32 protein-coding genes, 1 tRNA gene and 1 pseudogene are annotated in these 26100 nt (G+C 67.7%); 17 read left to right on the top strand and 17 right to left on the bottom strand.

The features are described from left to right. Positions 1-21 precede the first annotated feature (21 nt). From VB777_RS12565 to grxD, 3 genes are all read left to right on the top strand, one after another. Positions 22-567: a hypothetical protein gene (locus tag VB777_RS12565; RefSeq protein WP_416238352.1), complete on the top strand. Its 546-nt coding sequence runs from the start codon at positions 22-24 to the stop codon at positions 565-567. A gap of 100 nt (positions 568-667) precedes the next feature. Continuing rightward, the gene (locus VB777_RS12560) at positions 668-901 is read left to right on the top strand and encodes a BolA family protein (protein ID WP_197154018.1); all 234 of its coding nucleotides are present in this window, start codon (positions 668-670) and stop codon (positions 899-901) included. Between the two features lie 117 nt (positions 902-1018). Next, positions 1019-1342, top strand: coding sequence for a Grx4 family monothiol glutaredoxin (gene grxD, locus VB777_RS12555; protein ID WP_197154017.1), 324 nt, complete (start codon positions 1019-1021; stop codon positions 1340-1342). A gap of 58 nt (positions 1343-1400) precedes the next feature. Here grxD and VB777_RS12550 read toward each other — a convergent pair whose 3' ends face one another. Further along, entirely contained in the window at positions 1401-1667 is a 267-nt protein-coding gene (locus VB777_RS12550; RefSeq protein WP_197154016.1) for a DUF6761 family protein, read from the bottom strand. Between the two features lie 159 nt (positions 1668-1826). On the opposite strand from VB777_RS12550, the gene VB777_RS12545 reads away from it, so the two are divergent. Then, on the top strand, positions 1827-2606 hold the full coding sequence (locus tag VB777_RS12545; protein ID WP_231598280.1) for a response regulator transcription factor: 780 nt from the start codon (positions 1827-1829) through the stop codon (positions 2604-2606). Between the two features lie 17 nt (positions 2607-2623). On the opposite strand, the gene VB777_RS12540 is transcribed toward VB777_RS12545, so the two are convergent. The 3 genes from VB777_RS12540 to crtH all read right to left on the bottom strand — a co-directional run bounded on the left by VB777_RS12540 (position 2624) and on the right by crtH (position 5161). After that, on the bottom strand, positions 2624-3163 hold the full coding sequence (locus VB777_RS12540; protein ID WP_323249363.1) for a hypothetical protein: 540 nt from the start codon (positions 3161-3163) through the stop codon (positions 2624-2626). Then, complete coding sequence (locus VB777_RS12535) at positions 3160-3444, bottom strand: hypothetical protein (RefSeq protein WP_197154015.1); 285 nt, start codon at positions 3442-3444, stop codon at positions 3160-3162. The genes VB777_RS12540 and VB777_RS12535 overlap by 4 nt, the downstream gene beginning before the upstream one ends. 151 nt (positions 3445-3595) lie before the next feature. Beyond that, positions 3596-5161 carry a carotenoid isomerase gene (gene crtH, locus VB777_RS12530; protein ID WP_322758859.1) on the bottom strand — a complete coding sequence of 522 codons (1566 nt, stop codon included), beginning with the start codon at positions 5159-5161 and terminating at the stop codon, positions 3596-3598. A gap of 99 nt (positions 5162-5260) precedes the next feature. Between crtH and VB777_RS12525 the strand changes: the two genes are divergently transcribed. Continuing rightward, a complete protein-coding gene (locus VB777_RS12525; RefSeq protein ID WP_322757412.1) occupies positions 5261-6265 on the top strand; it encodes an NAD(P)-dependent alcohol dehydrogenase in 1005 nt (334 codons plus the stop codon). Here the strand turns inward: VB777_RS12525 and trmFO are convergent. The 3 genes from trmFO to VB777_RS12510 are packed head-to-tail and all read right to left on the bottom strand — an operon-like array spanning position 6262 to position 8387. Continuing rightward, positions 6262-7695 (bottom strand): FADH(2)-oxidizing methylenetetrahydrofolate--tRNA-(uracil(54)-C(5))-methyltransferase TrmFO, encoded by a 1434-nt coding sequence (gene trmFO / locus VB777_RS12520; RefSeq protein WP_323249361.1) that lies wholly within the window; start codon positions 7693-7695, stop codon positions 6262-6264. The genes VB777_RS12525 and trmFO overlap by 4 nt on opposite strands. A gap of 7 nt (positions 7696-7702) precedes the next feature. Further along, positions 7703-7825, bottom strand: coding sequence for a photosystem II protein Y (locus VB777_RS12515; RefSeq protein WP_197154013.1), 123 nt, complete (start codon positions 7823-7825; stop codon positions 7703-7705). A 46-nt stretch (positions 7826-7871) separates the two neighbouring features. Then, complete coding sequence (locus tag VB777_RS12510) at positions 7872-8387, bottom strand: gamma carbonic anhydrase family protein (RefSeq protein ID WP_197154012.1); 516 nt, start codon at positions 8385-8387, stop codon at positions 7872-7874. A 151-nt stretch (positions 8388-8538) separates the two neighbouring features. On the opposite strand from VB777_RS12510, the gene VB777_RS12505 reads away from it, so the two are divergent. Beyond that, positions 8539-8610: transfer RNA gene (locus VB777_RS12505), tRNA-Lys, on the top strand. 236 nt (positions 8611-8846) lie between these two features. After that, the gene (locus tag VB777_RS12500; protein WP_323249358.1) at positions 8847-10232 is read left to right on the top strand and encodes a hypothetical protein; all 1386 of its coding nucleotides are present in this window, start codon (positions 8847-8849) and stop codon (positions 10230-10232) included. Positions 10233-10418: 186 nt separating this feature from the next. On the opposite strand, the gene VB777_RS12495 is transcribed toward VB777_RS12500, so the two are convergent. From VB777_RS12495 to VB777_RS12485, 3 genes are all read right to left on the bottom strand, one after another. Continuing rightward, a complete protein-coding gene (locus tag VB777_RS12495; protein ID WP_323249357.1) occupies positions 10419-10616 on the bottom strand; it encodes a hypothetical protein in 198 nt (65 codons plus the stop codon). 75 nt (positions 10617-10691) lie between these two features. Beyond that, positions 10692-11009, bottom strand: coding sequence for a hypothetical protein (locus VB777_RS12490; protein WP_323249355.1), 318 nt, complete (start codon positions 11007-11009; stop codon positions 10692-10694). Positions 11010-11084: 75 nt separating this feature from the next. Further along, positions 11085-11291: a hypothetical protein gene (locus VB777_RS12485; RefSeq protein WP_323249353.1), complete on the bottom strand. Its 207-nt coding sequence runs from the start codon at positions 11289-11291 to the stop codon at positions 11085-11087. Between the two features lie 194 nt (positions 11292-11485). Between VB777_RS12485 and VB777_RS12480 the strand changes: the two genes are divergently transcribed. The 6 genes and pseudogenes from VB777_RS12480 (at position 11486) to VB777_RS12455 (ending at position 15471) form a co-directional block, all read left to right on the top strand. Then, positions 11486-11698 carry a hypothetical protein gene (locus tag VB777_RS12480; protein WP_323249351.1) on the top strand — a complete coding sequence of 71 codons (213 nt, stop codon included), beginning with the start codon at positions 11486-11488 and terminating at the stop codon, positions 11696-11698. Between the two features lie 93 nt (positions 11699-11791). Next, positions 11792-12079 carry a hypothetical protein gene (locus VB777_RS12475; protein WP_323249349.1) on the top strand — a complete coding sequence of 96 codons (288 nt, stop codon included), beginning with the start codon at positions 11792-11794 and terminating at the stop codon, positions 12077-12079. A gap of 181 nt (positions 12080-12260) precedes the next feature. Further along, positions 12261-12511 (top strand): annotated as a pseudogene (locus tag VB777_RS12470) (IS5/IS1182 family transposase); the annotation flags it as partial. A gap of 218 nt (positions 12512-12729) precedes the next feature. Further along, positions 12730-14397 (top strand): peptide chain release factor 3, encoded by a 1668-nt coding sequence (locus tag VB777_RS12465; protein WP_323249347.1) that lies wholly within the window; start codon positions 12730-12732, stop codon positions 14395-14397. A 117-nt stretch (positions 14398-14514) separates the two neighbouring features. After that, positions 14515-14739 (top strand): hypothetical protein, encoded by a 225-nt coding sequence (locus VB777_RS12460; protein ID WP_197156480.1) that lies wholly within the window; start codon positions 14515-14517, stop codon positions 14737-14739. Between the two features lie 57 nt (positions 14740-14796). Beyond that, complete coding sequence (locus tag VB777_RS12455; RefSeq protein WP_323249345.1) at positions 14797-15471, top strand: CPP1-like family protein; 675 nt, start codon at positions 14797-14799, stop codon at positions 15469-15471. A 40-nt stretch (positions 15472-15511) separates the two neighbouring features. Here VB777_RS12455 and hslO read toward each other — a convergent pair whose 3' ends face one another. Further along, complete coding sequence (gene hslO / locus VB777_RS12450) at positions 15512-16426, bottom strand: Hsp33 family molecular chaperone HslO (protein ID WP_323249343.1); 915 nt, start codon at positions 16424-16426, stop codon at positions 15512-15514. A gap of 138 nt (positions 16427-16564) precedes the next feature. Continuing rightward, complete coding sequence (locus VB777_RS12445) at positions 16565-17239, bottom strand: ABC transporter ATP-binding protein (protein WP_197156486.1); 675 nt, start codon at positions 17237-17239, stop codon at positions 16565-16567. A 97-nt stretch (positions 17240-17336) separates the two neighbouring features. Between VB777_RS12445 and VB777_RS12440 the strand changes: the two genes are divergently transcribed. Both VB777_RS12440 and VB777_RS12435 read left to right on the top strand, forming a co-directional pair. Continuing rightward, positions 17337-17792: a DUF3531 family protein gene (locus tag VB777_RS12440; RefSeq protein WP_197156488.1), complete on the top strand. Its 456-nt coding sequence runs from the start codon at positions 17337-17339 to the stop codon at positions 17790-17792. A gap of 38 nt (positions 17793-17830) precedes the next feature. Next, complete coding sequence (locus tag VB777_RS12435; RefSeq protein WP_323249341.1) at positions 17831-18691, top strand: RsmE family RNA methyltransferase; 861 nt, start codon at positions 17831-17833, stop codon at positions 18689-18691. A gap of 33 nt (positions 18692-18724) precedes the next feature. Here VB777_RS12435 and VB777_RS12430 read toward each other — a convergent pair whose 3' ends face one another. After that, positions 18725-19129: a hypothetical protein gene (locus tag VB777_RS12430; RefSeq protein WP_323249338.1), complete on the bottom strand. Its 405-nt coding sequence runs from the start codon at positions 19127-19129 to the stop codon at positions 18725-18727. Positions 19130-19224: 95 nt separating this feature from the next. On the opposite strand from VB777_RS12430, the gene VB777_RS12425 reads away from it, so the two are divergent. After that, positions 19225-20001, top strand: coding sequence for a DUF92 domain-containing protein (locus tag VB777_RS12425; RefSeq protein ID WP_323249335.1), 777 nt, complete (start codon positions 19225-19227; stop codon positions 19999-20001). Here the strand turns inward: VB777_RS12425 and VB777_RS12420 are convergent. The 4 genes from VB777_RS12420 to VB777_RS12405 form a co-directional block, all read right to left on the bottom strand. Then, complete coding sequence (locus tag VB777_RS12420; protein ID WP_323249333.1) at positions 19973-20920, bottom strand: sigma-70 family RNA polymerase sigma factor; 948 nt, start codon at positions 20918-20920, stop codon at positions 19973-19975. The two genes, VB777_RS12425 and VB777_RS12420, sit on opposite strands and share 29 nt — an antisense overlap. A 102-nt stretch (positions 20921-21022) precedes the next feature. Beyond that, complete coding sequence (locus VB777_RS12415; RefSeq protein WP_323249331.1) at positions 21023-21718, bottom strand: GDSL-type esterase/lipase family protein; 696 nt, start codon at positions 21716-21718, stop codon at positions 21023-21025. A gap of 140 nt (positions 21719-21858) precedes the next feature. Next, entirely contained in the window at positions 21859-23433 is a 1575-nt protein-coding gene (locus tag VB777_RS12410) for a PhnE/PtxC family ABC transporter permease (protein ID WP_323249329.1), read from the bottom strand. Then, positions 23430-24194 carry an ATP-binding cassette domain-containing protein gene (locus tag VB777_RS12405; protein ID WP_197159350.1) on the bottom strand — a complete coding sequence of 255 codons (765 nt, stop codon included), beginning with the start codon at positions 24192-24194 and terminating at the stop codon, positions 23430-23432. Before VB777_RS12405 ends, VB777_RS12410 begins: the two co-directional genes overlap by 4 nt. A 720-nt stretch (positions 24195-24914) precedes the next feature. On the opposite strand from VB777_RS12405, the gene VB777_RS12400 reads away from it, so the two are divergent. Further along, positions 24915-25826, top strand: a complete 912-nt coding sequence (locus VB777_RS12400; RefSeq protein ID WP_323249327.1) for a cation transporter — start codon at positions 24915-24917, stop codon at positions 25824-25826. The last annotated feature ends 274 nt before the right edge of the window (positions 25827-26100 follow it).

The raw sequence follows: 26100 nt of genomic DNA, 5'->3' as shown, positions 1-26100 counted from the left end.
CTCTTCGCTGCCCAACGCCTCATCCGAGCTGGGCGCCATGCCGGTGCTCTGGCCGGTTCCGTTGCCCTGGCCGCTCTGCTCGGTGCCCCTGTGCTGGTGGCTCCGGCCCAGGCCCAGCCGGAGGAGCCCCAGAAGGCCCTCGAAGCCTCCGGCAGCGCCTTCAATCTCGAGTCGGTGCGGGCGGTGATCGCCCGCGGTGATGCGGCCGCCGCTGCCGGCAACCTCACCCAGGCCCGCAAGGATTACGACCAGGCCCGGGATGCCACCCGCCGCCTGCTTGGTTTCTACCGCGATCTGAGCGGTTCCTTCCGCGGCCTCGATGCCCGGATCCCGCGCGAGATGGATCAGAAGGGTCGCGAAGCCCTCGAAACCCTCGCCCAGGTGAACCTGCGCCTGGCGGCCCTGTTCCGGCGCCAGAACCAGCCCGAGGTGGCCGTGCCCCTGCTGGTTGAAGTGGTGAAGGTGATGACCCCTACCAATGAGGAGGGCCGCAAGGCCTATCAGAGCCTGGTGGAACTGGGCTTCGTGACCACCCCCTACGGGGCTCCCTCCACCCCGGCCCCCTGAGGCCCGCCTCGCCTGATCCAACCCGGAGGGGGGACTTTCTCGTCGGCTGAGAGAGCGAGTCCCTAGATTCCGCTCCGCACAGTGCTCGTTCACCGCCCCCATGGTTCATCCGGATCAGGTCAAGGAGGCGATCAGCCGGGTTCTGCCCGATGCCAGCGTGTCGGTGGAGGATCTGACCGGCGGTGGTGATCATCTGCAGGTGTCGGTGGTCTCGGCTGCCTTCGCCGGACTGCCGCGGGTGCGCCAGCACCAACTCGTCTACGGAGCCCTCAAGCAGGAACTGGCCAGCGAGGCCATCCACGCCTTGGCCCTGCAGACCTCGGTTCCCGCCTGAGATCGGATTTTCCACTCTTTGTGAGCATGCCTGTGTCTGACCGGCTGTCTGGTCAGGTCGGGCCTTTGATTCCGGCGACCCGTTTCGCCATGTCCTTCACCGTTCCCCCCTCACCCCATGGACGCCAGTCTTCAGCAGCGCATCGAGACCCTGGTCGGCAGCAGCCCGGTCTTCGTGTTCATGAAGGGCAGCAAGCTGATGCCCCAGTGCGGCTTCTCCAACAATGTGGTGCAGATCCTCAACGCCATGGCGGTGCCGTTCGAAACCTTTGATGTCCTCTCGGACATGGAGATCCGCCAGGGCATCAAGGAATTCTCCGACTGGCCCACGATCCCGCAGATCTATGTGAACGGAACCTTTCTGGGGGGTTCCGACATCCTGATCGAGATGTACAACTCCGGCGAGTTGCGCGAAACCCTGGCGGTGGCCCTGGCCTCCTGAAGGCCTCGAATCCCGGCGCGACGATCCCGAAGCCCAGAAGCGATGACCCCGAATTGACTCAGTGCCGCTCCATCTCGTAGAGGGAGCGGGGGTCACCATCGGGGCCGATGAAGCTGGAGGGATCAAGGATCCAGCGATCGATCAGTTCCTCGAGGCGGCGCTGGGCCAGGGGGTCGAGCACGGCCGTGCGCCGCAGGGCGTGCAGGTAGCCATCGGCATACAGACGCAGCTCCGCCGGCCCGTGGTAACGGCTGGCCAGCTCCTGGCAGGCATCGCAGAGCGACTGGAAATGGCGGATGGCGTCGGGGTGCTGGAGGGCGGTCATGGGGGGCAAGAAACCCGGGGCCGGGACACCGGCGCACAGACGGGCTGAGGCGTTCGCTGCGGAGGGAGAGGCAGGGGACAGAACGAAAGGCATCAGGCGATACCCGTTTTGCCCTTACCCTGCCAGTAGCGTATCGGCAAAAGGGGGCCAGGGGTGGACCTGAAGACCCAACAGAATCAGGCTCCAGCCATCAGCCAACCGAAACGGGTCTTGGTGGTGGACCCCCATGCCACCTTGCGCACGGTTCTGGCCCAGCGGCTCCGGCAGGATGGTCATCTGGCTGCCGCCGTGTCCACGGCGCGCGAGGCTCTGGATGTCTGTCAAGAGCAGGCTCCTGACCTACTGGTGAGTGCGGAGCTGCTGGAGGAAAGTTCAGCTCTGCGATTGGGGGCCATGCTGCGTTGCCCAGTGATGGTGCTCACCGCCCGTTCGGGCTCTGAGCCAGTGGTGGCCCTGCTCGATGGTGGCGCCGACGACGTGTTGCGTAAACCGTTCGGTCTGGAGGAACTGGCGGCCCGCTGCCGCACCCTGCTGCGCCGCAGTGGCAGTGGCCTGCAGGAGCGGGTCTGTGTGGGGCCTCTGGAAGTGCATCTGCTGCTGCGGCAGGTGACCCTGCGGGATCAGCCCGTGGAACTCAGTCCTCGGGAATTTGCCCTGCTCTGTGCCCTGTTGATGCCCCCCGGGGTGGTGCGCAGCCGCCAGGAACTGCTGCGCATGGCCTGGCCGCCATTCAGTGGCGGTCCCCGCTCGGTGGATACCCAGGTGCTCACCCTGCGCCGCAAGCTCGAGCAGGCCGGTCTTGGCGAGGGCGGCGGCATCGAAACGATGCGGCAGCAGGGCTATCGCTTCAGCCTCGACACCCTTCCCGATCCTGTACCGGACGCTGCATCCGACCAGCTTCAGCTTCACCAGCCCCACCAGCTCGGTCGGCTGAACTGACCCTCAGGATGGAATGCTCAGGCAATCGGCCTGACAGCCAAGGCCATGATTTCGCCGATCAACAGTGCAACGACCAGCACCGCCAGGAGCTGGTAGGTCCAGGGTGGGCTGATCCGGCCGATGGAGCTGGTGTCGAGCCCTGTTTGTTGGCTGAAGCGGCCCAGAAAGTCTTCGAAGGCGGCAACCCGCTGTGGCAGCAGGGTGGCCGCTCCTTTCGTATTTCGCACGTAGTAGACGCGCCCCCCCTGGCTGGTGGCTACGGGCGTGAGGCCGCGCACCTGGCTCCACTGCAAACTCCAGCCGCGTCGAAGCAACCAGCGGCACCAGGCGGGATGGCCCACCCGCAGCCCCTGCGCGTCCAGCTCGACCCGCTCGCTGGTGACCGCCAGCACCAGCAGCAGACCCAGCGCCACGAGCACGGCCATGGCCAGACGCAGCCCCTCAGGGGCGAGGGGCGGCAGGGGCAGCACCAGAGCCAGGTAAAGCCCCAGCAGGGTCAGCCGGATCAGCGGCGCCATCGGATGGATGGCCGGATCCTGGGCCTGCTCCGGGGTCATCGGTCGTCGGCGGAGCCGGGCAGCGGTTCGATCACGGCGCTCGGTTGGTAGCGGCCGCCGAACACCTCCGCTTCACGGCCCTTCCAGAAGGCACCCAGGCGCATCAGGTCGGCATGGGCGTCCTGGAGGCTGGTCAGGTAGGCCTCCGGCTCCATCTCGTCCTTGGCCTCCTTGAGCTTGGTGAGGCGCAGCAGGTGCCACATCCAGGGTTTGCCCATCTCGCCGCGGGCTTCGAGGTAGCGGGCCAGGTCTTCGGAGCTGGGGGTGGGGACGGAACTCATCGGCTGGAAGCCGTCGCCCGAGGGCGCGCGACGGCAGGAACGATGGTCACGCTATGGAGACATCCCCGCAGCTGCGAGAGCAGCACGGGCGGTTTTCCGCTGGTTCTGAGCTGACCAGTTCTGTGCGGATCAGCTGGACAGCCAGCTCCCTTCAGGCGGGCAGCGCCCAGGGGTTGAGGCCAAGATCGGCGCCGATGCGGTGGGCACAGGCGAAGCCGCTGAAAGCCACGGCATTCAGCCCCTGGCCGGGGAAGCAGGAATCCCCCACGCAGTAGAGGCCGCCGATGCCGGTGCGGTTGAAGGGCATCGGCAGGAGGCCCGGCAGGGGCAGGGCTGGAATCGGCCCGTAGCTGCCGCCCATGCGCCCGAGAAAACGGCGGTGGGTGCGGGGCGTGCCGATCTCCTGCAGGCGGATGGCTCCGGCCAGGCCGGGCAGGATCGCCTCCAGGCGCTGCACCAGCCGCGCCGCGTCCGCCTCCTTCTTGGCGCGATAGGCGGCGGGGCTGAGCTGGCGCCAGTGCTCGATGGCGCTGGGGGTGAAGGTGTGCACGATGTGGCGGCCCTCCGGCGCCAGGGAGGGATCCAGCAGGGTGGGGATCGACACGAAGATCACCCCCTGTTCCTCCTCCATCTGCGACCAGTCTTCGAGCAGCAGGTGGTGGCAGTGCAGGCCCGCGGGGATCAGCGAGGCCTCCACGCCCAGGTGCAGCGACAGGAAGGAGGCGGAGGGTCTGTAGCGGCGACGCCAGGTGGCTTCGGCGGCGGGGGTGTGGGCGGCATCCACCAGCGGCTGGTTGACGGATCCTTCAGCGTCGGGCGCGCCGGCGAAGGTGTCCCAGCGGGTGGCATTGCTCACCACCCGCAGCGCCTGGATCGTTTCGCCGCTGGCCAGCTTCACGCCCACGGCCCGGGCGTTGGGCCGATCACCTTCGAGCAGCACCTCGGTGACGCGGGCCTTGTAGCGGATCGCGCCGCCGTGCCGCTCCAGCCCAGCCACCAGCTTCTCGGCGATCATCCCCACGCCGCCCCTGGGGTAGTTGATGCCGCCGGCGTGGCGGTCGGAGAACACCATGCCGGCGTTGATCATCGGCGTGCGATCCGCCGGCATCACGCTCCAGCAGAAGCACTCCATGTCGATGAACTTCAGCAGGGCCTGATCCTGGATGTGCCGGCGGGCCACGTCGCCCACGTTCACCGGCAGCCAGCGGGCCAGGCCGAGGCAGGCCAGCGGTGCACGGAAGAACACCTTGGCCAGGTAGGCCGGATCCTCGAGCGAGAGCAGCGGCATCGCATCGAGGCAGCGGAACACCTGCCAGCAGGTGTCGTAGAAGGCGCGGATGCCGCGGGCTTCGTGGGGGAAGAGGGCGGTGAGATCGGCGAGGAAGGTGTCGTAGTTGCGGTCGACCGCCACCTCCAGGCCGTCGGGCAGGTGGTAAGCGAGCTGGGCCGGATCCGGCACCGTGGCGCAGCGTTCGCCCACATCCGCCAGGGCGCGGGTGAGCAGGTTGGTGTGGCCCTTCTCGCCGAAGCCGAAGATCATTGAGGCGCCCACATCGAAGGTGAAGCCCTGCCGCCGGAAACTGCCCCCCGAGCCTCCCGGGATCAGGTAGCGCTCCAGCACCAGCACCCGGGCGCCCTTGGCGGCCAGCTGGGAGGCGGTGACCAGCCCGCCGATGCCCGAGCCGATCACGATCACGTCCCAGTCAGGCCTGTCCACCGGTGCTGCGAGGGAATCGCTCACGTCTTGCCAGCATCGCCGCCGCAGACCCTAGGTGCCGGCCTGGCTAGAACCGGGCGGTAGCCGCAGCCCCCCTCGATGCAGATCACCGTGTGGCAGGCCGACAGCGTCGGGGCTGCGCTGCAGCGCAGCTCGGCGCAGCTGCTGGAGCCAGGCCCCGATGAAGCGCTGCTGGAGGTGCTGCACGGCGGCCTCTGCCACAGCGATCTGTCGATGATCGACAACAGCTGGGGCATCAGTTCCTATCCCCTGGTGCCTGGCCACGAGGTGGTGGGCCGGGTGGTGCAGGTGGGCGAGGGGGTGGATCCCTCCCTGGTGGGCCAGCTGCGGGGTCTGGGCTGGATCGCCGGCTCCTGCCGGCATTGCAGCTGGTGCCTGGGGGGCGAGGCGAACCTCTGCGCCGATCTTGAGGCCACCGTGGTGGGCCGCAGCGGTGGCTTCGCCAGCCATGTGAAGGGCCATCAGGACTGGCTGATTCCGATTCCTGAGGGGCTCTCGCCGGCCGATGCCGGTCCACTGTTCTGCGGTGGCATCACCGTGTTCGCCCCCCTGCTTGATGAGGCCGTGTCGCCCACGGCCCGCGTGGCCGTGATCGGCATCGGTGGGTTGGGCCACATGGCCCTGCAGTTCGCCAAGGCCTGGGGTTGTGAGGTCACCGCCATCACCACCCATCCGCAGGGCAAGGCCGCTGAGGCCGCGGCATTCGGAGCCCATGGTGTGCTGGCGCTCTCGGCCCTGACAGACCATCGCGGCCGCTTCGATCTGATCGTCAACACCAGCAATCACAGCCTCGACTGGGATGCCGTGGTGGGGGCCCTGGCACCGCGGGGGCGGCTGCATCAGCTCGGGGTGGTGACCGAGCCGATCCCCCTGCAGGCGTTTCCCTTCATCGCCGGCCGCCTCCAGTTCACCGGCAGTCCCACCTCCTCCCCCGCCAGCCTGCGGCGGATGGTCGACTTCTGCGCCCGCCATGGCATCAAGCCCCAGGTGGAGCACCTGCCGATGGCCGAGATCAACACCGCGATCGAGCGGCTGCGCAAAGGGGATGTGCGCTACCGCTTTGTTTTGGACGGTCCTGTTTAAGCGGTGGTTGCCTGAAGGGCAGTGGCCTGAAGACCGGCTGCCTCAAGGCTGGCTGGCTGGAGACCGGCCATCTGAAGACTGCCCGCCTGATAGGGCTCCAGATCAGACAGGGCCCGGTCGCGGTAGGCGCCGTAGCGGCGGCGCTTGTCGCGGATGCGTTCGGCCAGCTCGGGCAGCAGGCCGAAGGTTGGCGGCATCGGCTGGAAGCCGCCGCGCTTGCCTGAGCCGCCGCAGGGAGCCTCGGCGATGAAGTGGGTGAGGGCGCCGATCATGGTGGTGGCGGGCAGCTGGATCGGCTGCTCACCCCGGGCCAGCCGGGCGGCGTTGGTGCCGGCCAGCCAGCCGCCGGCCACGGCCGCCGCATAGCCCTCGGTGCCGGTGATCTGGCCGGCGGCCAGCAGGGTGGACCGGCTGCGGAACTGCAGGGTGGGATCGAGCAGCTGGGGCGACTCCAGGAAGGTGTTGCGATGCATCACGCCGAAGCGCACGAATTCAGCGTTCTCCAGCCCCGGGATCAGGCGCAGCACCCGCTTCTGCTCGCCCCATTTGAGGTTGGTCTGGAAGCCCACCAGATTCCAGAGGCGGCCGTCTTTGTCTTCCTGGCGGAGCTGCACCACGGCATAGGCACGGTTGGCGCGGCGCACGTCGCGGTCGTTGACATCGCCCCAGCGGGGATCCCAGAGACCGATCGGCTTGAGCGGCCCATAGCGCATGGTGTCTTCACCGCGGCGGGCCAGCTCCTCGATCGGCAGGCAGCCCTCGAAGAAGCTGGCGCTCTCCTGCTCGAAATCCTTGAGCTCGGCCTGCTCAGCGGCCAGCAGCGCCTCTCGGAAAGCGAGGAACTGCTCCTTGTTCATCGGGCAATTGATGTAGTCGGCATCGCCCTTGTCGTAGCGGGAGGCGCGGAAGGCGCGGCCCAGATCGATGCTCTCGCCCTCCACGATCGGACTGGCGGCATCGAAGAAGTGGCAATCGGCCCGGCCGGTGAAGGCGCGCAACTGCTCCGCCAGCGGTTCGCTGGTGAGCGGTCCGGTGGCCAGCACGGTGATCTGATCGGCCGGCGGCAGGTCCACCTGCTCGCGCCGCTCGATCGTGACCAACGGATGGGCTTCCAGGGCGGCGGTGAGGGCAGCGCTGTAGCGGCCGCGATCCACAGCCAGGGCACCTCCGGCGGGCACCGCGTGGGCATCGGCGGTGCGGATCACCAGGGAACCCAGCCGACGCAATTCCTCCTGAAGCAGGCCAGCAGCCCGATCACTGGAGAGCGCACCAAAGCTGTTGCTGCACACCAGCTCAGCGAAGTCAGCGCTGTGGTGAGCCGGGGAGCGCCGCAGCGGCCGCATTTCCAGCAGCACAACAGGAAGTCCGGCCTGGGCGATCTGCCAGGCCGCTTCAGTGCCGGCGAGTCCGGCACCGATCACCAGAACCATGAAGGGATCAGGCGCGGGCGCGCTTGATCATCAGCTGCAGCTGACCCACGGCGGCGCGGCCGATATGGAACACGGCCCAGGCCGCAGCCAGAACGATCGGAGTGGCAACCAGCAGCAGCCGCAGGTCCATGGCTTGAAAAGGGGAATTTGGAGGGATCTTAAGGCCAGGCTGGCATTCAGAAGCCCCGCTCGCTGCTGCGGCCGGCATGGGCCTGCGCAAGCTGGCGATAGCGGTGGGCATGCTCTCTCTGCTCAGCGATCGCCTCCGGGCTGAGCTGGCGTTTCACCTGGGCCGGTGCCCCCATCACCAGGGCGCCGGCCGGCACGTCGCGCGTCACCACCGAGCCGGCCGCCACCAGGGCGCCAGCCCCCACGGTGACGCCATTGAGCACGATGGCGCCGATGCCGATCAGGCAGCCGTCTTCGAGGGTGGCGCCATGCACCACGGCCCGGTGGCCGATGGTCACGTCGGCGCCGATGGTCACGGGCTGGCCGGGATCGCCATGCAGCACGGCGCCATCCTGCACGTTGCTGTTGGCGCCGATCACGATCGGGCAGACATCACCGCGGGCCACCGCCGTGGGCCAGAGGCTCGCCCCGGTGGCGAGATCCACCTCACCGATCACCACCGCCGAATCGGCCACCCAGGCCTCCGGGTGGATCCGCGGCTCGGGCCAGGGGAAGGGGGCCATGGAGCGCGGCTGGCAAGGAAGTTCCATTCTCGGTCGGCTCGCGATCGGCCTGCGATCGGCTGACGATTCTCCGCCCGCTTGGACGGGACCCCCGCCGGGTGATACGTTCGCTTGGAGCCCGAAAGGGCTGCCATGGGTTTCGCCCACTGGCGGGTCGCTAGCTCAGCGGTAGAGCACTCGGCTTTTAACCGATTGGTCCTGAGTTCGAATCTCAGGCGACCCATATTGCATCTTGTCTTGCAATAGCCGGGGTTTTCCCAGTTGTTGCAGTCGATTTCAAGGGGTCAGACGGCGGTTTTCTCAGGCCGGTCTGAGTTCGCGAAAGGCCTGGGAATGCCCTAATTGCGCCAAATGTTTGGGGGTTTCCCCCAAACATCCTCCAACCGCCTGAACCCCTTGTGGGGTCTGGGTGTCGCTTTGGTCTGCGGCTTGGGAACCCTTCCGTAAAGCCTCTGTCCCATGGCACCAGCCAACAGCGCCCTGAGCCGCGCCAACAGCGTGTTGCGCGCCCATCGCCTTCCCTTCCGCCTGCGCGCCGGTCACAACAGCCGCTGGGTGAGCGTCTACGAGAACCTCCCCGGCCGCCGGGTACGGGAGCGGGCTGTCCGCGGCGTGGCCTGTGAGGACGAGCTGGCCATTGAGGAGCTCTGCTTCCGGCTGGTGAGTGAGGCTAGGAAGCAGCCTCAGGCAGCACTGGACGCCTTGCTGCAGGCCGATGCAGCGCCGACTCCGTCGCTGCAGCGTTCAGCCCCCTGCTGGCCCGAGATCTGCGAGGCCGTGGTGCGCTTCCAGCGCGGCCAGGGCGTGAACATGAACCTGGCGGGGCCGTTCAAGGGCAAGGGCTACTTCTGCCTGCTGCCCAAGGACGTGCCGGCCACGGAAGCGGACGTGCGCCGCTTTGCCCTGCACACCAGCGAGAGCCTCAAGGCCCGGCTGGAGGATGCGGAGGAACCGCTGATCCCGATGGCGACCCATCGCCAGGGCTTCCGGCAGAAGCGGGAGGTGGTGTCGCTGCTGCGGCGCGCCGGCTTTGGAGCGATCGCGCCGCAGGCGCTGAGCGAAGCGCTCAGGGGGATGGTGAACCGCAAGAAGCAGGCCCTGCTGGCGGCCGGTGAGTCGCGCCGCCGGATCCCCAGCACCGAGGCGATCGAGCAGTGGCTCGATCTGGTGATGGAGGAGGACCCGCTCTGGGGCTGGGTGTTCGCAATGGTGGCCACCTACGGCCTGCGGCCCCATGAGGTGTGGCACATCGCCGAACTGCCCGATGCCCATGGCCTGATCGCCATCGGCGTGGCGGCACGGCACATCAAGGTGACCAAGACCGGCTTCCGGGTGGCGCTGCCCCTGCCGGCGGCCTGGGTGGAGCGCTACGGGCTGGGCGGCGCCAACGGCGAACGGCGGCTGGAGGAGCTGCGGGGCCGTTACCGCCCCAGGTTCGTCAATGAAGACGGCCAGCCCTACGACCCAGAGCGGGACCTGGTGATGCGCTGCGACAACAACGAACGGCTGGGCGCCGTGTGTTGCCACAAGCTGCGCAGTAGCGATGCCAGATCGGAGTTCGAGCTGCAGCACAAGCTCCATGCCTGGGTGGAGACGGCTCCGGCCCAGGGGAAGCGCAAGGCCCAGCGCCGGCGGGAGCGGTGCGTGCCCTACGACCTGCGGCACGCCTATGCGATCCGGGCGCGGGAGACAACGAGCTGGAACTACGCGGATGTGGCGGCGGTGATGGGACACAGCCCGGAGGTGCACCGGCGCACGTATTTGAGTGAAATCAGCGGGGAGCAGACCAAGGCCGCTGTGGTGCGGCGTCTGCTGGTGGGCAGTTCCGACGCCGTTGTCGCCTGAGCTGCTCGGTGCAGCGCTCGAGGTGCCAGAGGTGGTCGGAGCGGGGGCAGCAGGGGTTGAGACGAACCCAGTGCTGCCCCTGGCGGAGGATCCCGAGCTGCCTCCAGCGACGCAGGGTGGAGCGGCTGATGCTCAGGCGGCGGCACAGCTCCGGCGTCCGCAGCCAGGGGCTCGGATCCGCCTGCATCAGTGGATCCGGCCCAGGGCGAGCTGACAGCGCTGCAGGTGCCAGAGGAGATGGGAGCGGCTGGCCGTTGGGTTCTTGGGCACCAGATGGCGGCCGTCCTTGAGCAGACCCTGGCGGCGGATAAGGAAGAGGGTGGAGCGGCTGATGGCCAGCTCGGTGCAGAGCTGGTCGGTGGTCAGCCAGAGGTCAGCGGGCATGTGGCGTGGCGAGGGAGCCGCTGGGGCCGGGGCCGGCAGCAGCGGAGGCTACCGGCACTGAACCGGAGCCCCGGCTCAGAATTCCTGATCCCACAGCCCCAGCCGCTCGAGCCAGGCGTCCACCATCAGCGGATCCCAGCCGTGGTGCAGCTCGAGCGCATCTGCGATGCCGATCAGGGCCTCTGCGGCAGCGTTGTCGTAGTAGCCGCACCGCCGGGCGGCGTGCTGGAGCCCCAGCCCGAGCTGGAGCAGCTGGAGTTCCCCCAGCAGGCTCCGCTGCTCGCAGAGGGCCTGGTCGTGCTCCTTCTGGCCGTCGACAGGTGGGGCGAGGGGGCCGGCCTGTGGTGGTGAGGGGGGCCAGAGGCGGGAGAGGAGCTGCTGGAGAAGCCGCATGGGATCGGTCGCGGGACTCCTGAGGGTTCCGGCCCCCAAGGCCTTCTTCGCGCAGGCGAGGCCGTGCTCGCGGATTCAGACGCCGTCGTCCGGCACACCCCGACGCGCCACCATCGGCTCCTCTTCCAGCTCCTCAGGCGCAGGGGGGGCAGGCTGGGCCTGATGGAGCTCGGCCATCCAGGCGGCGTGGGACGCCTGGATCTGGGTGGCGCCGGCGGCGATGGGGGTCAGGAGGGTGCCGAGGCCGAGGGCAGCGGCGGCAAGCACGGGGAGGAGTTTCATGGCGATCTCCGCGGGGAGGGGGGCTCTGCAGCCCTTTGTTCGTTCAGCGTCGATGGGCTGGAACGGCTAGGCCGTGAGCGGGCACAAGAGGAGCTGTGATCTTGCTCACAGCCGCAGAAGCGCGGCGGAATCCTGAGGAACTAAGACCCATGAAAATGTCCCTTAATTCATCCCACCGGATCAACCCTGGAGCGATGGCCTTGGGTGCCGTCAGCCTCCGCGGCCTCACGAACAACCCCGCCGAAGCCCTGCGCCAGTCCAAGCAGGACATGGTCGTGGTGCTCAACCGGGATCAGCCCGATGCTCTGCTGATCGGTCTGGATCAGGACGGCCTGCTGCAGGCCCCCGGCGTGCGGGCTGCCTGGCCACCGCCCTGTTCCGCGATGGTGAGCCGGGGATTCCGGTGATCCTCCACACGGCAGCAGAGAGCTAGGCCGATCTCGACACCCTGGAGCAGTGGCTGCAATCGTCATCAGCGACGCCAGCCCCCTGAGGATGAGATGCCTGCCGTGGTTCCTGATGAGGTGCTCACCAGCGTTGTCCCCCTGGAGGAAGGGCGGATAGCGGCGGCCATGCAGGCAGGCTGGCAGCGGATCGCCAACACCATCCCTGCGGCTCCTGCTCTGCCGGATCGTGATGAAGGGGAGGCCGCCGGCATTCGACTGGTCCTGGCCGCTCCCGGGCCAGCGCTGCTGCTGATTGATGAGCGTGCCGGCCGCGTGGTGGCGCAGGAGCTGTGGCTCACGATCGCCGGAACCGCTGCGGTGATCGGCATGGCCGCTAGCTAGAGGGGACTGATTTCCTCAGCCCGGGCGGTCTTCTCGGAAATCCACGCCATTGACTCAGGATCGCCCAGGCCATTATCCAAGTTGTGCTGGATCGCTGTGGGGAGTGACGCCGATCCGAGTCAGCATGAAGCCATGGTCCAGAGATCTGGCTCTCCCGCCTCTAAGAGTTTGCTGAAAAACCCGGCCACCCCAGCGAAAAGGGGCAACTGCCCAGGACAGATGCGAGGTCACCAGGGGCTTTGTCGCCGAGATGCGCCGCATTGGTGTCACGCCGCCTGCTGCTCAGAACACTGCCGCCACAAGGGTTAAGCCAAGTCGATCCATGCCCGCCGCGGCATCGAGAAGGTGGGTGCGGTATTTGGCCTGGACGTGATCGCCTACAACCTGATCCGGCTGGGCAACCTGCTCAAACCGGCGATGGCGACGGCATGAACGGATGGTTGCCCAGAGGTGTGTCCAGGCGGCAGCGATCAGGCGGCCCAACGGGGCAAAACGCCTGAGATCGGCCGTTCTGAACCGTTGAAACGCTGAAATCCTGCCCGAACGGAGCGCGAACAGCTCCCAGGAGGAAAAAACGCGGCCGTTCAGGCGGTATTTCTGCAAACTCCTAGGCAAGCCCAGACCAGGGGCTGCCTGTCAGGCTGGGGTCCATGACGAGCACAGCCCAGACTCCCTCCGCAGCGGCCAGCAGCGCCGCCGACCCCGAGCTCGCCGCCCTGGCCGAGGCGGTGGGCCGGCGCCGCAATTTCGCGATCATTTCCCACCCGGACGCCGGTAAGACCACCCTCACCGAAAAACTGCTGCTCTACGGCGGCGCCATCCAGCAGGCCGGTGCCGTGAAGGCCAAGGGCGAACAGCGCAAGGTGACCTCCGACTGGATGGAGCTGGAGAAACAGCGCGGTATCTCGATCACCTCGACGGTGCTGCAGTTCGACTACAGCGGCAGCACGATCAACCTGCTCGACACCCCCGGCCACCAGGACTTCTCCGAAGACACCTACCGCACCCTCGCCGCCGCGGATAACGCGGTGATGCTGGAGGACGCGGCCAAGGGACTGGAGCCCCAGACCCGCAAGCTGTTCGAGGTCTGCCGCATGCGGCAGATCCCGATCTTCACCTTCATCAACAAGATGGACCGGCCAGGGCGCGAACCCCTGGAGCTGCTCGATGAAATCGAGACTGATCTCGGTCTGGCCTGCTGGCCCGTGAACTGGCCGATCGGCAGCGGTGATCGCTTCCGCGGCGTGATCGATCGCCGCAGCAGGCAGGTGATCCTGTTTCAGCGGGCCGAGCGGGGCCGCCAGAGCGAGGAGAAGCTGCTGTCCGTCGAGGAGGCCGCCGGCAGCGATCTGGTGGAAGCGGATCTGCTGGAGGCAGCCCTGGAGGAACTGGACCTGCTCGATGGGGCCGGTGCCGAGCTCGACCTCGACCTGGTGCACGCCGGTGAACTGAGCCCGGTGTTCTTCGGGTCGGCCATGACCAACTTCGGCGTGCGGCCTTTTCTCGATGCCTTCCTGGAACTGGCCCAGAAGCCGATCGCCCGCAGCAGCAGCGCCGGCACGGTGGATCCGATCCGGCCGGGCTTCAGCGGCTTCGTGTTCAAGCTGCAGGCCAACATGGATCCGCGGCACCGCGATCGGGTCGCCTTCGTTCGGGTCTGCAGCGGTCGATTCGAGAAGGACATGACGGTGCAGCACGCCCGCACCGGCAAGGCGATTCGTCTCTCGCGTCCGCAGAAGCTGTTCGGCCAGGACCGGGAGGTGGTGGAAGACGCCTACCCCGGTGATGTGATCGGCCTCAACAACCCGGGCATGTTCGCCATCGGCGACACGCTCTATGTGGGCCCGAAGGTGGAATACGAGGGCATTCCCTGCTTCAGCCCGGAGATCTTTTCCTGGCTTCGCAACCCCAACCCTTCGGCCTTCAAGAGCTTCCGCAAGGGCGTCAACGAGCTGCGCGAGGAGGGTGCCGTGCAGATCCTCTACGACACCGACCAGAGCAAGCGCGATCCGATCCTCGCGGCCGTGGGCCAGCTGCAACTGGAGGTGGTGCAGTACCGCCTTGAGAACGAGTACGGCGTGCAGACCCGCCTGGAGCCCCTGGGCTTCTCGGTGGCCCGCTGGGTGGTGGGGGGCTGGCCAGCGCTTGAGCAGGTGGGCCGCGTCTTCAACTGCAAAACCGTGCGGGATGCCTGGGACCGACCCGTGCTGCTGTTCAAGAACACCTGGAATCTCAACCAGCTGCACGACGACCATCCCGAGCTTGAGCTCAGTGCAGTGGCGCCCGTGGTGAGCGGCGTCGAACCGATCGCGCTCTGAACGCAGCCCATCGGGCAGCCGGACTGCGGAGCGAGCTCGGCTGGTCGCGGATAGGCGCAGGATCCGCCAGACTGCTCTTCACCAACCGAAAGGTTCTGCAACAGAAGGTCATAGGTCATGCCGCTGCCGGTCTGGCTGGTGCGTCCCCGCAGCGACGGGGGCTGTGATTACGTCAATTTCCTCCCTGCCCAGGGGGCTGTCGAGATGCGTGAGGGCAGCCATCTTCCTCCCCAGATGCCGCTGCTCAAGCATCGCCAGCGCCTGCCTTTTGACGAAGCAGAAGCCTGGCGTCGCCGTCTGCAGCAGGAATCCGGATACCAGCGCAGCGATCCGCTGTTCTGAGCTGAACCACCCAGGGTGGCCGGTTCTCGATACGCTCCTCCATACGCAGAGCTGGCCATGAATCAAGGTTCCGATCAGCCGTCCCGCGCGGCCGATGCCTTCGACCCCTATGAGCGTCTCGGGATCGCCGCCGACGCAAGTTTCGACGCCGTGCAAGCCGCCAAGCTGGCTCGTCTCGACGAGGTGGGCGATGACCCCCTGGCCCGCTCCCGGATCGAGGCCGCCTACGACGCCGTGCTGATGGAGCGCCTCAAGGAAAGGCAGCAGGGACGGGTGAGCTTCGCTGCCCGTTCCGCCTCCCAGCGGGAACAGGCCTCGCCGCCGCCAGCCAGGCCGACCCTGCCCGCCCTGCCCCAGTTGCCGCAGCTGGCGGTTCCCAGGCTCTCCGGCGCCGCCCTGCGCATGCCCAGCCTGGGATTGGCCAATGGCACCGAACTCTGGATTCCCCTGGCCGGCATCGGTTCCCTGCTGGCCCTGCTGCTGTTCACCCCGAGCGCAGCACCGGAACTGCTGCTGGCCCTCGCCACCGGCGTGGCCGTGATCAACCTGCAGCGCCGTCTCGGTCGGTTGCTTGTGGCGGTCGGCTGGGGTTTTGCCTTGCTCTCGATCGGGCTGGTGATCGGCGGCCTGCTGGCCGGCGGCCTCGATCCGTCCCTGCCCCTGTCGCCTCTCCAGGTCCAGAGCCTGCCGGCCCTGCTGCTGCTGCTGCTGGGTGCCCTGCTGATCGGTTGAAGCCCCCGGTGGCCTCAAGCCGACGGCTCAGGGGCGACTCTCACGCCACAGCAAGCTCGTCGATCAGCTCCTGCAATTCAGGGGCCTCGACCTGGTAAGTCTCATTGCAGAAGTGGCAGACGAGCTCAGCCTGGCCGTCTTCCTGCAGGATGGCGCTCAGTTCGTCGCGGCCCAGCAGTTTCAGGGCGCTGACGCTGCGACGGCGGCTGCAGGGGCAGTGGAACTGCACCGCCTGGTGGGGCTCTCCCTCCTGCAGCAGCTGGGGATCCAGATCCGGGAAGATATCTTCCAGCAGGGCCTTGAGATTGCCCTCACAGGCGACCAGCCGAGTACTGAAACCTCGGATCTCACGACACCGCTCCTCCAGCAGGGCCACCAGGGCCGGTTCTCGGGCCGCCTTGGGCAGCACCTGCACCAGCACCCCACCGGAACATCGCACGCCGCTGCTGTCGATCCGTTCCCCCACGAACACCGCCGAAGGGGTCTGCTCGGAATGGAGCAGGTACGAGGCGACGTCTTCGCCGATGCCACCACTCACCAGCTCAACGGTGCTGCTGAAGGGCTCTCCCTCGCCCAGGTCTCGCACCACGTGCAGGTAACCGGTGCCGGTGGCCGTGCGGAAGTCGAAGTGGGAGCCGCCATCGGCTTCGCGCACCAGATCCAGCTCCAGGCTGGGCTGGCCCACGTAGCCGCGCACGGTGCCGTCGCGGCCGGCATCCACCATCAGGCCGCGCAGCGGACCATCGGAGGCGATGCGCAGATTCACCCGGCCATGGGCCACCTTCATCGAGCTGGCCAGCAGCAGACCGGCGGTCATCGCCCTGCCCAGCAAGGCGGTGGTGAGGAAGGAGAGGTCGTGGCGACGGCGGGCATAGCGGCTGGCCACGGTGGTGGTCACCGCCACCAGTCGGATACCGCCCCCGGCGGCGGTGGCACGCACCAGCTGATCGCCCATCACACCGGCCCGCCCGCAACCCAACTGACGGGCATCGTAGGCAGTGCGCTGCGGCCAAGAGGCATGCGACGGAGTGCAATGCGGCCGTGGACGATGCGGCGGTAGGCGATGCGCCGGTGGGGTGTCCTGGCCCGTGGGTCAGCCCAGTCGGGCGGTTGAACGCTGCGCCGACTGGCCCGGGTGGGGTTGGCAGGCCTGGAGGGTGCCGTTCTCCAGGAGCCAGCGCTGGGGTGCCAGATCGCCAAAGAGCTCCGGCTCATGGGTCACCACCAGCACCGCCCGTTCGCGGGCGATGCTGCGCAGCAGCTGCAGTACCTCATCGCGCACGGTCCAATCGAGCCCGGCGGTGGGTTCATCCAGCAGCAGCACCCGCGGATCGCGCAGCAACTGCACCGCCAGGGCCAGCCGCCGCTGCTGGCCCCCACTGAGCCGCTCCGGTGCCTGCTGAAGCGAGACCCCCGTGAGCCCCACCTTGGCCAGCGCCGCCTCGGCCCGCTCCTGGGTGAGGCGCCGCTGGCCGAGTTTCAGCTCCTGGCCCAGCGTGAGGCCGAGGAAATGGCGCTCCGGGAACTGGAACACCAGCCCGCAGAGCCAGCGCCGTCGGCGGCTGGAGAGAAGTTCACCGTTCCAGAGAATGCGGCCACGATCGGCTTCGGCCAGGCCACTGATCACCTCCAGCAGGGTGGTCTTGCCGCAGCCACTGCGCCCCGTCACCAGGGCTGGCTCTCCCACCTCCAGCCGCAGGCTCACATCGAGCAGCACCGGTGTGGCAGCCGTGGCGGGCTGATAACGAAGGTTCTGAAGCTCGAGCATGGCACCAGCATGCTGGGCCGCCGCCTGAGTCGGTCGGTCGAGGCGGCGTGTTTGATGGGGAGACATCGATCGCAACCACGCCGGTTCGCACTGCCCCATGGAGATCCGCTTCCGCGAGGTCGACCCGTTCAACTGCTGGATCTGGATGCGCTTCTCCCATCCCCTCGGCCATGGGGAGAGGGGCTACGTGGAAACGGTGTTCGACAGCTGGTTTTTCCTCGGCAAGCTCGGCGGTTTCAATGCCGAGACCCTGCAGCTGCACGAAGAGGCGGCCGATCTGAGCTGGCTGGTGGTGGACCAGGAGGAAGCGGAGCGGGCCCTGCCCGCCCTGATGCACAACATGGGGCCGCTGGAGCTGCAGGGGGAGTGGGCCCGCTGCTGGGTGGATATGGGCACCAGCGATGTCTTTGCCCTGGATGTGCTGCTCAACGCCCTGCGGCAACTCAACAACGACGTGGTGGAGATCGAGGAGGTGGTCGTGGGCGGCATCAACGAGGACTGGCCGATCGAGGAGCAGCCCGACAGCCTCTTTCCCCAGCTGGAGGACGAATGAGGTACCGGTGGGGTGGCGGCTGGGGGTGAGCCAGAGCGATGGCCCGGGAACTGCGCCGCCTGCTGATCGATCCGGACCGGCTGCGGCAGGGCGGCGACGCTGGGATCGCCCTCAGCCGGGAGGAGAGCCACTACCTCCGCAGGGTGCTGCGGCTGCGGCCCGGCGACCGGTTCGCCGTAGTGGATGGCTGCGGGGGCCTCTGGACCGCGCAGCTGCAGGAACCGGGCCGCGCCGACCTGGAACAGCCCCTGGGGCAGCCCCTGGAGCGCCAGGATCCCACCTCCCCTTGGATTGGCCTGGCCCTGGCGATGCCACGGCGCGACGGGGAACTGGTGCTGCGCATGGCCACCGAGCTGGGAGTGGATCAGCTGGGCCCCCTGCAGGCCGAGCGCAGCGTCCGGCGCGGCGATGCGGCGGACCCGGCGATCCCGGAGCGCTGGCGCGCGGTCGTGCGGGAAGCGGCGGAGCAGTGCGAGCGGCTGTGGCTGCCGCGCTGGGAACCGCTGCGGAGCGCGGCTGCCTACCTGTCAGTGCCGGTGGAGGGACTGGGTCTGCTGGCCACGACGCGTCAGGGAGAGCTGCCAGGCCTGGAGGAGGCCTGTGAGGCCTGGCAGCCCATGGATCGTCCTACACCTGCAGCGACCATCTGCTCGGCTGCGACATCGCCTGCTGCGACCTTGCCAGCAGCGACAACACCGGCAGCTGCATCCGCGGCTGTGGCCACCATCACCCTGGCGATCGGGCCGGAAGGGGGTTGGTCTGAGCGCGAGGAGGAACTCGCAGTGGCCGCTGGCTGGCAGCTGGTGCAGCTTGGACCCACGATCCTGCGGAGCTCCACCGCTGCTGTGGCCGGCGTGGCCCGCCTGGTGGCCTGGCGGGCGCAGCTGGGGAGCAGCTGATTCAGACCTGAGCCGGGGCGATGCCCGCAGACTTCAACTGCGGAACATGCCGGCGGCCATGCTGCGGAAGCCGGCCAGGTTGGCGCCACCACGGCGGCGGCGGGTCACGGCAGCGCCGGGCACCAGGCAATCGGGCGCGAAGGTGGTCAGGCTGGGAGCCGGCCGGCTGGCGGCAGCGGCAGCCAGCTCGGCGGCGATGGCTTCAGCGGTGGTGAGCTCAACGCCGGAGGAGGGCGCAGCCTCCTGGATGTCGGGAGCGACTGCCTCAGCAGCCGTGACACCTTTGTCCTTGCTGGCTTTGGGGGCTTTGGCCTCCGCCTTCTCCTGAGCCGCCGGCGGAGCGACCGGGGCCACGACCACGGCGGGCTTCTTGCTGTCTGGGGTCTTGGCGTCGCCGCCCAGCTCAAGGAAGAACGACGGCTTGAGCTTGAACACCATGGCGGCGTCGAAAGACTGGCCCGATTATCCGCTCCCGGCGGCACGATCCAGCCCGGCGCTTAGATCTGTGCAACACATCGATCGACCCTGGCCCTGTGCTGAGCACCCCCATCCCGGCCCAGACCGCCGCGCACTGGCTGCTGGCCCTGGCCCTGAATGGAATCCTAATCAGCCTGGCCCAGCCCCTGCCGCTGCTCACCCGTGCCGGCTGGATCCATGCCGGCCTGCTCGGCACTCTGCTGTGGGGCTGCCTGGGGGCCGCCGGCTGGTGGGCCGTGGTGGCCTACCTGGCTCTGGGGTCGGCCGTCACCCGCCTGGGGCTGCGCCGCAAACAGGAGCAGGGTCTCGCCGAAGCCAGAGGCGGCCGCCGCGGGCCGGAGAATGTCTGGGGATCGGCCCTCACCGGCACCGTTCTGGCGGTGCTGGTGCCCCTGAGCCCCACGCACTGGCAGCCGCTGCTGCTGATCGGTTTCGCCGCCAGTTTTGCCGCCAAGCTGGCGGACACCTTCGGCAGTGAGATCGGCAAGCGCTGGGGCCGGCACACGCTGCTGATCACCAGCCTGCGGCCGGTACCGCCCGGCACGGAAGGAGCCGTGAGCCTCGAAGGCACGGCCGCCAGCCTGGCCGGCAGTGCCCTGATGGCCCTGATCCTGCTGGCTCTGGGCGTGCTGCCGGACTGGTTCAGCTGGGGCCTGGTCACGGCCGTGGGGCTGGCGGCCACCCTGCTGGAGAGCTGGCTCGGCGCCACCGTGCAGCAACGGGTCGCCTGGCTCACCAACGAGGTGATCAATGGCCTGCAGACCCTGGTGGCCGCCCTGCTGGCGATGGGGGCGGCTCGTCTGCTCACGTCTGCTGCATTGCCGGGCGGTTGAGCTCCTGCCATTGCTGCGCCTCCCGTTGCAGCCGCTGAAGCAGGGCGTCGGTGTGACGCTGGGCCATGCGTGGATGGAGGCCGAGCTCGCGCCCCAGAGCCACCCAGGTGTCGCCCTGCAGATGGCGACCGTTCAGCAGCTGCCGCTCCTGAGGACTGAGCTGGGCCAGGCGCTGCCGCAGCCAGTGCAGGCTGGCCTGATCTTGAGGATCTGGATCGGTTTCCGCGGAGGATGAGGCAGGAGCAACAGAGGCCGAAGGATCAGCCAACTGGTCCAGCAGGCAGCTGCCGCAGCCCTCGCCGTCATCCCCGCCGATCGGGGCATCCAGGGAGCGCAACCGCTCGCAGGTGTGCAGATCCGCCGCCTGTCCCAGGGCTTCGGTACTGCAGGAGAGCTGGCGGGCCAGCTCCGCGGCGGACAGCGGTGGCTGGCCGTCGTGCAGGCGAAGCGCCTGGAGCCGTTCCACCCGTTGCTGCAGCTGCCGCAGCCGCCAGGGCGCCCGCAGGGGCCGGTGCCGATCGCGCAGATATTGCTGCATCGTGCCGCGGATGTACGGAACCGCAAAGCTGCTGAGGCTGACGCGCCGCTGAAGGTCAAAGGCCTCGATGGCCCGCAGCAGGCCGATCGCTCCAAGCTGGAACAGGTCGTCCAGGGGCAGATCGGTGCTGGCCGCCTGGAGTCGGGCCTGCAGCCGTACCAGCGGCAGATTGACCTGCACCAGGGCATTGCGCCAGTGCAGCCGCACATGAGCTTCGCTGCTGCAGGCGTAGGCCGCCAACCAGGCTCGGTTGATGGCGGCCGGATCCGCCGGTCCTGCCGTGCGCCGCATGGCAGCTGGGGCACCGGCGGCAGCGGCACTGGCTTCCGTGGAAGCTGCCGTGGGTGACGAGCGAAACAGGGGAACGATCGAGCCGACCATGGGGGAAACACGTCCGTCCTTTCACGGTCGGCCTGGAGGCCAGGCGCCCACATCCCCTGATCCGGTGAATCCAGCTCACCCATTCGGGTGATCTTTGCCGCCTCAAACAGCCGGCGTGGCGGTGACACGGGGATCCAGCTCGGCCCAGCGCTGCAGCGCCGGCCAGCGGCACACCCGCTCGTACACCTGCCGGTGGCCTTCGGCGTTGAGGTGAAGCCCATCGGGCTCGATCCACTGCAACCAACGCGGATCGGCCGTGAGGGTCTCCAGCAGCGGCAGAAAGGGGACGTCCGCCTCCATGGCCGCCTCCTCCAGCAGCCCCTCGTAACGCCGCACCGACGCCAGGTCAAACCAGAGAACCTCGGCATAGGGCATCACCGCCTCATCCACCGGGGTGAGCCCCAGCAACAGCACCGGCGCAATCCGCCGGGCCTCCCGCAGCAACTGCTGCATGCCGAACAGAAAGGCCTCCGGTTCCAGCTGCTCACGGCCATCCGAGCGGCCCACCCGGGCGGTGTCATTCAGGCCGATGCCGATCAGGATCCCCTGGGGTCGCTGGCGGCGCAGCTCGCCACGGCAGTGCACTTCTGCCGGCAAGCGAGCGGAGAGGCGTTCCAGGCCGTCGCCCCGCACCCCGAGGTTGTAGAGCACCGGGCCCTGGGGCAGGCCCATCCAGTGGCGCCGCAGCCGCTCACACCAGCCGCCATGCTCCGGATCGCCCCAGCCATAGACCAGGCTGTCCCCCAGCACCACCAGTTTTCGGGGAATCCGGGTCGGGCCGGGCACGATCGACGCCATGGGGGTTCTCAGAGCTTGGAAGTCTCGCCGCTGGATCCGACAGCCCTGCCAGTTTCCCGGTCAGCTGTTTTCGGACCCGCAGTGGTCTGGTTCGCCGTTCGCAGGTCCCCTGATGCCAACTTCGCCGTCTCCAGGTGGCCTCAGGCGAGCAGCAACCGCTGGCGCAAACGGTCGCTGAGTTCCTCCCCCAGCAGGGTGAGAACGGCATACACCGCCAGCAGGGCCGCGATCTGATCCCAGGCAAAGCCGCTGAGGCTTTCCAGCAGCTGGGTGCCCAGGCCCGTGGCGCCCACCAGGCCCACCACCACCGATTCCCGAAGGATCACATCGGTCCGATAGGCGCCATAGGCCAGGTAGGAGCGGGCCAGCCTGCTGTAACGGCCATAAAGCAGGGCCAGTCGGGGGCCGACGCCACCGGCGCGCAGAGCCTGTTCAGGGCCAGGATCTGCGCTCTCGGCCGCCTCCAGCAGCAAGCGCCCCAGGATGCCGAGGTTGTGGAAGCCCAGAGCCAGGGCCCCGGTGATCAACCCCGGCTGCAGCAGAAACAACAGCAGCAGGGCCGTCAGGGGTGGGGGCCAGAGCCGGCCCAGGGCCCAGATCAGTTGCAGAGCGGCCCGGGCCCAGCCCCAGGGTGCCGCCAGCAGCAGCAGCAACGGCGCCACGCCCACCGCCAGGGCGGCTGCGAGCAGGGTCATCACCAGAGTGGTGCCGATCAGGTCGCCCCAGGGCAGAGCCAGCACCCCAGACCAGTCGCCCTGGCCCAGGCCCGGCAGGCCCTGCCACTGCACCAGATCCTGGGGGCGCACCTCAAGCCGTGCCGCCGCCGCGAGCAGGAGTGGCAGCAAGGCCAGGGCCGTGACGAGGATCTCGCGGCCCCTGCGGCCCACGCTCGCCCGTTTCAGGCCCAGGCGGCCCGGCATGCCCCAGCGCCGCCGCAGCCAACCCACCAGGGCCTCGAGCAGAAGCATGGCCGCAAGCAGCAGCCAGAGGCTGGTCCAGAGTTCGTGGAAGGCGAGCGACTGCAGGGTCAGACGCAGGTCGGTGCCGATCCCCCCCAGACCGAAGACTCCGAGCAAGGTGGCGCTGCGCAGGGCGCACTCGAGGCGATACCCCCCGTAGCTCAGCACCTGCGGGAACAGCGGCGGGCCGATGGCCGTGAGCAGGGCCGCGCCAGGGGGAGCGCCACAGGCGCGCAACGCGTCAAGGGTGCGGGTGGGCAGGGCATCGAGCTGGTCGGCGGTGACGCGGGCCACCAGGGCGCCGTAGGGCAGGGCGATGGCCACCACCGCCACCGCCGGCTGCAGTCCCACGAGCTGCAGCAGAAACAGCCCCCAGAGCAACTCATGGATCGAGCGGGGCAGCGCCAGCAGACGGCGGATCAGCCCCGCCGGAGCTGAACCCAGTCCACAGGTGGCCCACACCGTGCGCGAGCTGGCCAGCCCCAGGGCCAGTCCAAGGCCGAGGCTGAGGGCCCAGCCGAGCAGGGCCACACCCAGGGTGATGCCCAGCCCCTGCAGGGCGGAACCCACCACCAAGGGGTCGAGGGAGGGCGTCACTGCCGCAGAGACGAAACGACCCAGCAGATCCCAGCCACCGCCGTGGATCAGCTGGGGCAGCAGGGCAGCAACCGGCAGGAGCGCCAGCGCCGGCAGCAGCACCCAGAGCGGCACGGCGGGCCGCAGCCTGGGCCTGTCCACCGCCGGCAGCGTGGTCATCGGGCCTCCACGGTGCTGGGCTCTCCGGCATACAGAGCCTTCAGGGCTTCGGGGCTGATCGCGCTGGGCGGGCCATCGAAGACCACCTGGCCCTGGCGCAGGCCCACCACCCTTGAGAATCCGCCAATCAGGTCAGGTCGATGCAGACTCAGCAAGAGGGCACGGGGGGGGGCGGCCTGGGCCAGCAACAGGGCCAGCAGATCCTGGGCCAGGCGCGGATCCAGGCTGGCCAGTGGCTCATCCGCCAGCAGTAGGGTGGGCTGCTGACGCAGCAGACGGGCCAGGGCCACCCGCTGGCGTTGCCCGCCCGAGAGAGCGGCAACGGGCTCACCGAGCAGGGCGGGATCGAGGTCAACCTGGCGCAGGGCCTGGGCATTGACCTCCGTCTCCAGGGGGAGCAGAAGATTCAGCAGGGCCCGAGGCCAACCCCACTGGGCCAGGCGTGCGGCGTTGAGATTCTGCTGAACGCTGAGCTCCTCGATCAGGCGAAGGTCCTGCCAGAGGGTGCCGATGCGGGCCTGTTGGCGCCGCCGCCGCCGGCCTGTGCGGGCCTGCGTCTCCCCCTGCCAGAGCACCACACCCCGCGTGGGCTCGAGCAGACCATTGGCCACGGCCAGCAGAGTGCTCTTACCGGCGCCGCTGGCACCAAGCAGCGCCACGCTGTCGCCAGGCTGCAACCGCAGCGTCACCCCCTGGAGCCGGGGGCGCTCCACACCAGCCACGACCCTTCCGGCCACAGCGATGTCCAGCAGCTCAAGCACTGGCGAAGCGGAGGTGTGCGTGGCAGCGGAGGAGGCGGCAGCACCAAGGGAAGGGGCCTGTGGAGATCTCACCAGGGGAAGGGGGCGTCGACTGGGCGGAATCCCTTGCACCCTGCCAGATTCAGGGTCGCTTCTCTGCGGATTCAGGCGAATTCAGTTCCCGCATCAATCCACAACCTTGTCATTCGGACCAAAGCGGCAGTTGAAGGCCTGCACATAGGCGGAGCCAACATCGTAATGGCCATGGTCCAGATTGTGCCCGACCTGCCAACGACTGGAATTGGCGGCGGTGCTGTCGCAAGAATAACGCGGATAGAGACAACGCCCGACACATCGACGGATGTGATTCATACGCGATCCCATGGACGCTGCACAACACCTGCCGCAGCAGCAGTGATATCTGATGCCAGCAGTCAGTGAATCAACAACAGCCCTTTCCCATCAATCAGATAGAAGACAGGACACCGGTTCAACGCCAGACCACCAAAAGTCTCACGGAGAAAAAGACCATCTTGAACGCTCATCATGAAGAAGGCTAGAGAGCCATGAAGGCAGGAAAGCCAGGAATCACTGAGGCGAACAGCCAACAGGCTCAACACTCTCAATCCGATCGATGGCGATCTGAACGCGACCAACTAAGATAATGGTGCCTTGTTCCGGCCCCGTGCTTAAACACTGAAGTACGGTTGTCTGGAAATAAGAGAACCGTCCAGGCTCGTCATGGTGAATCAGGACTCGCGGGCTCTGCAGTTTGCGGTTGGAGTCAATCTGATCATGGCGGTGGCTGGGGCGATCGCATCCTGGCTCTGCAATGCCCAGGCTCTCGCCCTCGATGGTTTGGTATCAGGGCTGAACGCCTTGATGATTCTTGCCGGCGGACACCTGAGCACCCAGGTTCTGCGGCCACCCGACAGGCGCTTTCCCTTTGGCTACTGGGCACTGGAAACCCTGTATGTCGGCAGTCGATCCCTCCTGCTGCTGGGGATTCTGCTGTTTGCGGCGATCAGCTCGATCGACAGGATTCTGGCTCAGCGGCATGGAGCCAGCATCACCCCTCCCTGGATTGGTGGAATCGTGATCTACGCATGCCTGATGGCCGCGCTGGGGCTCTTGGTCGCCTGGAATCATCACCGGCACTGGAAAATAGGGGGCAGACAGAGCCAGCTGCTGGCCATGGAGCGTCGCGCCACCCTGGTGGGTGCAGCCATCAGTGCCGGCCTGGGACTGGCCTTTGCCGTCACCCCCCTCCTGCTCGACACACCACTGGCGGGCATGGTGCCGGTGAGTGATGCCTGGATCGTTCTGCTGCTCTCTGGGATCCTAGTGGTGGCTCCGCTGCGCAGCCTCAGAGATGCGGTCAGTGAACTCGGTGGCGTAGCCGCCAGATCCACGGTCCGCCAGGCAGTGCTGAACATCGTCCGGCAGGAACTGAATGCACAGGGAATCCGCCTGGTTGACGACGCCGTGTTCACCTCAGGACGGGCTGTTCAGGGGTTGCTGTACATCGATCCCGGCATGGCCCTTTCGGCGTTGGATGTGGATCTCCTGCGGGATCAGCTGGAGCGGACCTGCCGTCAACGCTTTGAGAATCTTGCTCTGGAACTGGTGCTGACCTGTCGTGATCCTCTCTGAGGGAAAGAAAGAGAGAAGGGCAAGACCAAACGTCTTTGGCAGTCAATCAAACGCATCTCCGGTCAGCACATAACGTTTGGTTTCGGAATCGCCTAAGCCAGCGGACAAACCAAGATCTCTTCTCAGTGTAGGAGAAGCAAAATGGAACTTGATTAGGTAGCAAGCTCCGTCAGCGCCCTTCCAGCACCTAGACTAATACGCATGTACCGGTCAGGATCGCTATGGCCATGAATCGGATCCAGTTCCAGCCGAGTCTTTCTCTGCCTCAGTTCAT

The sequence above is a fragment of the Synechococcus sp. CCY9202 genome (assembly GCF_034931685.1).
Lineage (GTDB): Bacteria > Cyanobacteriota > Cyanobacteriia > PCC-6307 > Cyanobiaceae > CBW1002.
This window is presented reverse-complemented; position numbering and strand designations above follow the sequence as displayed.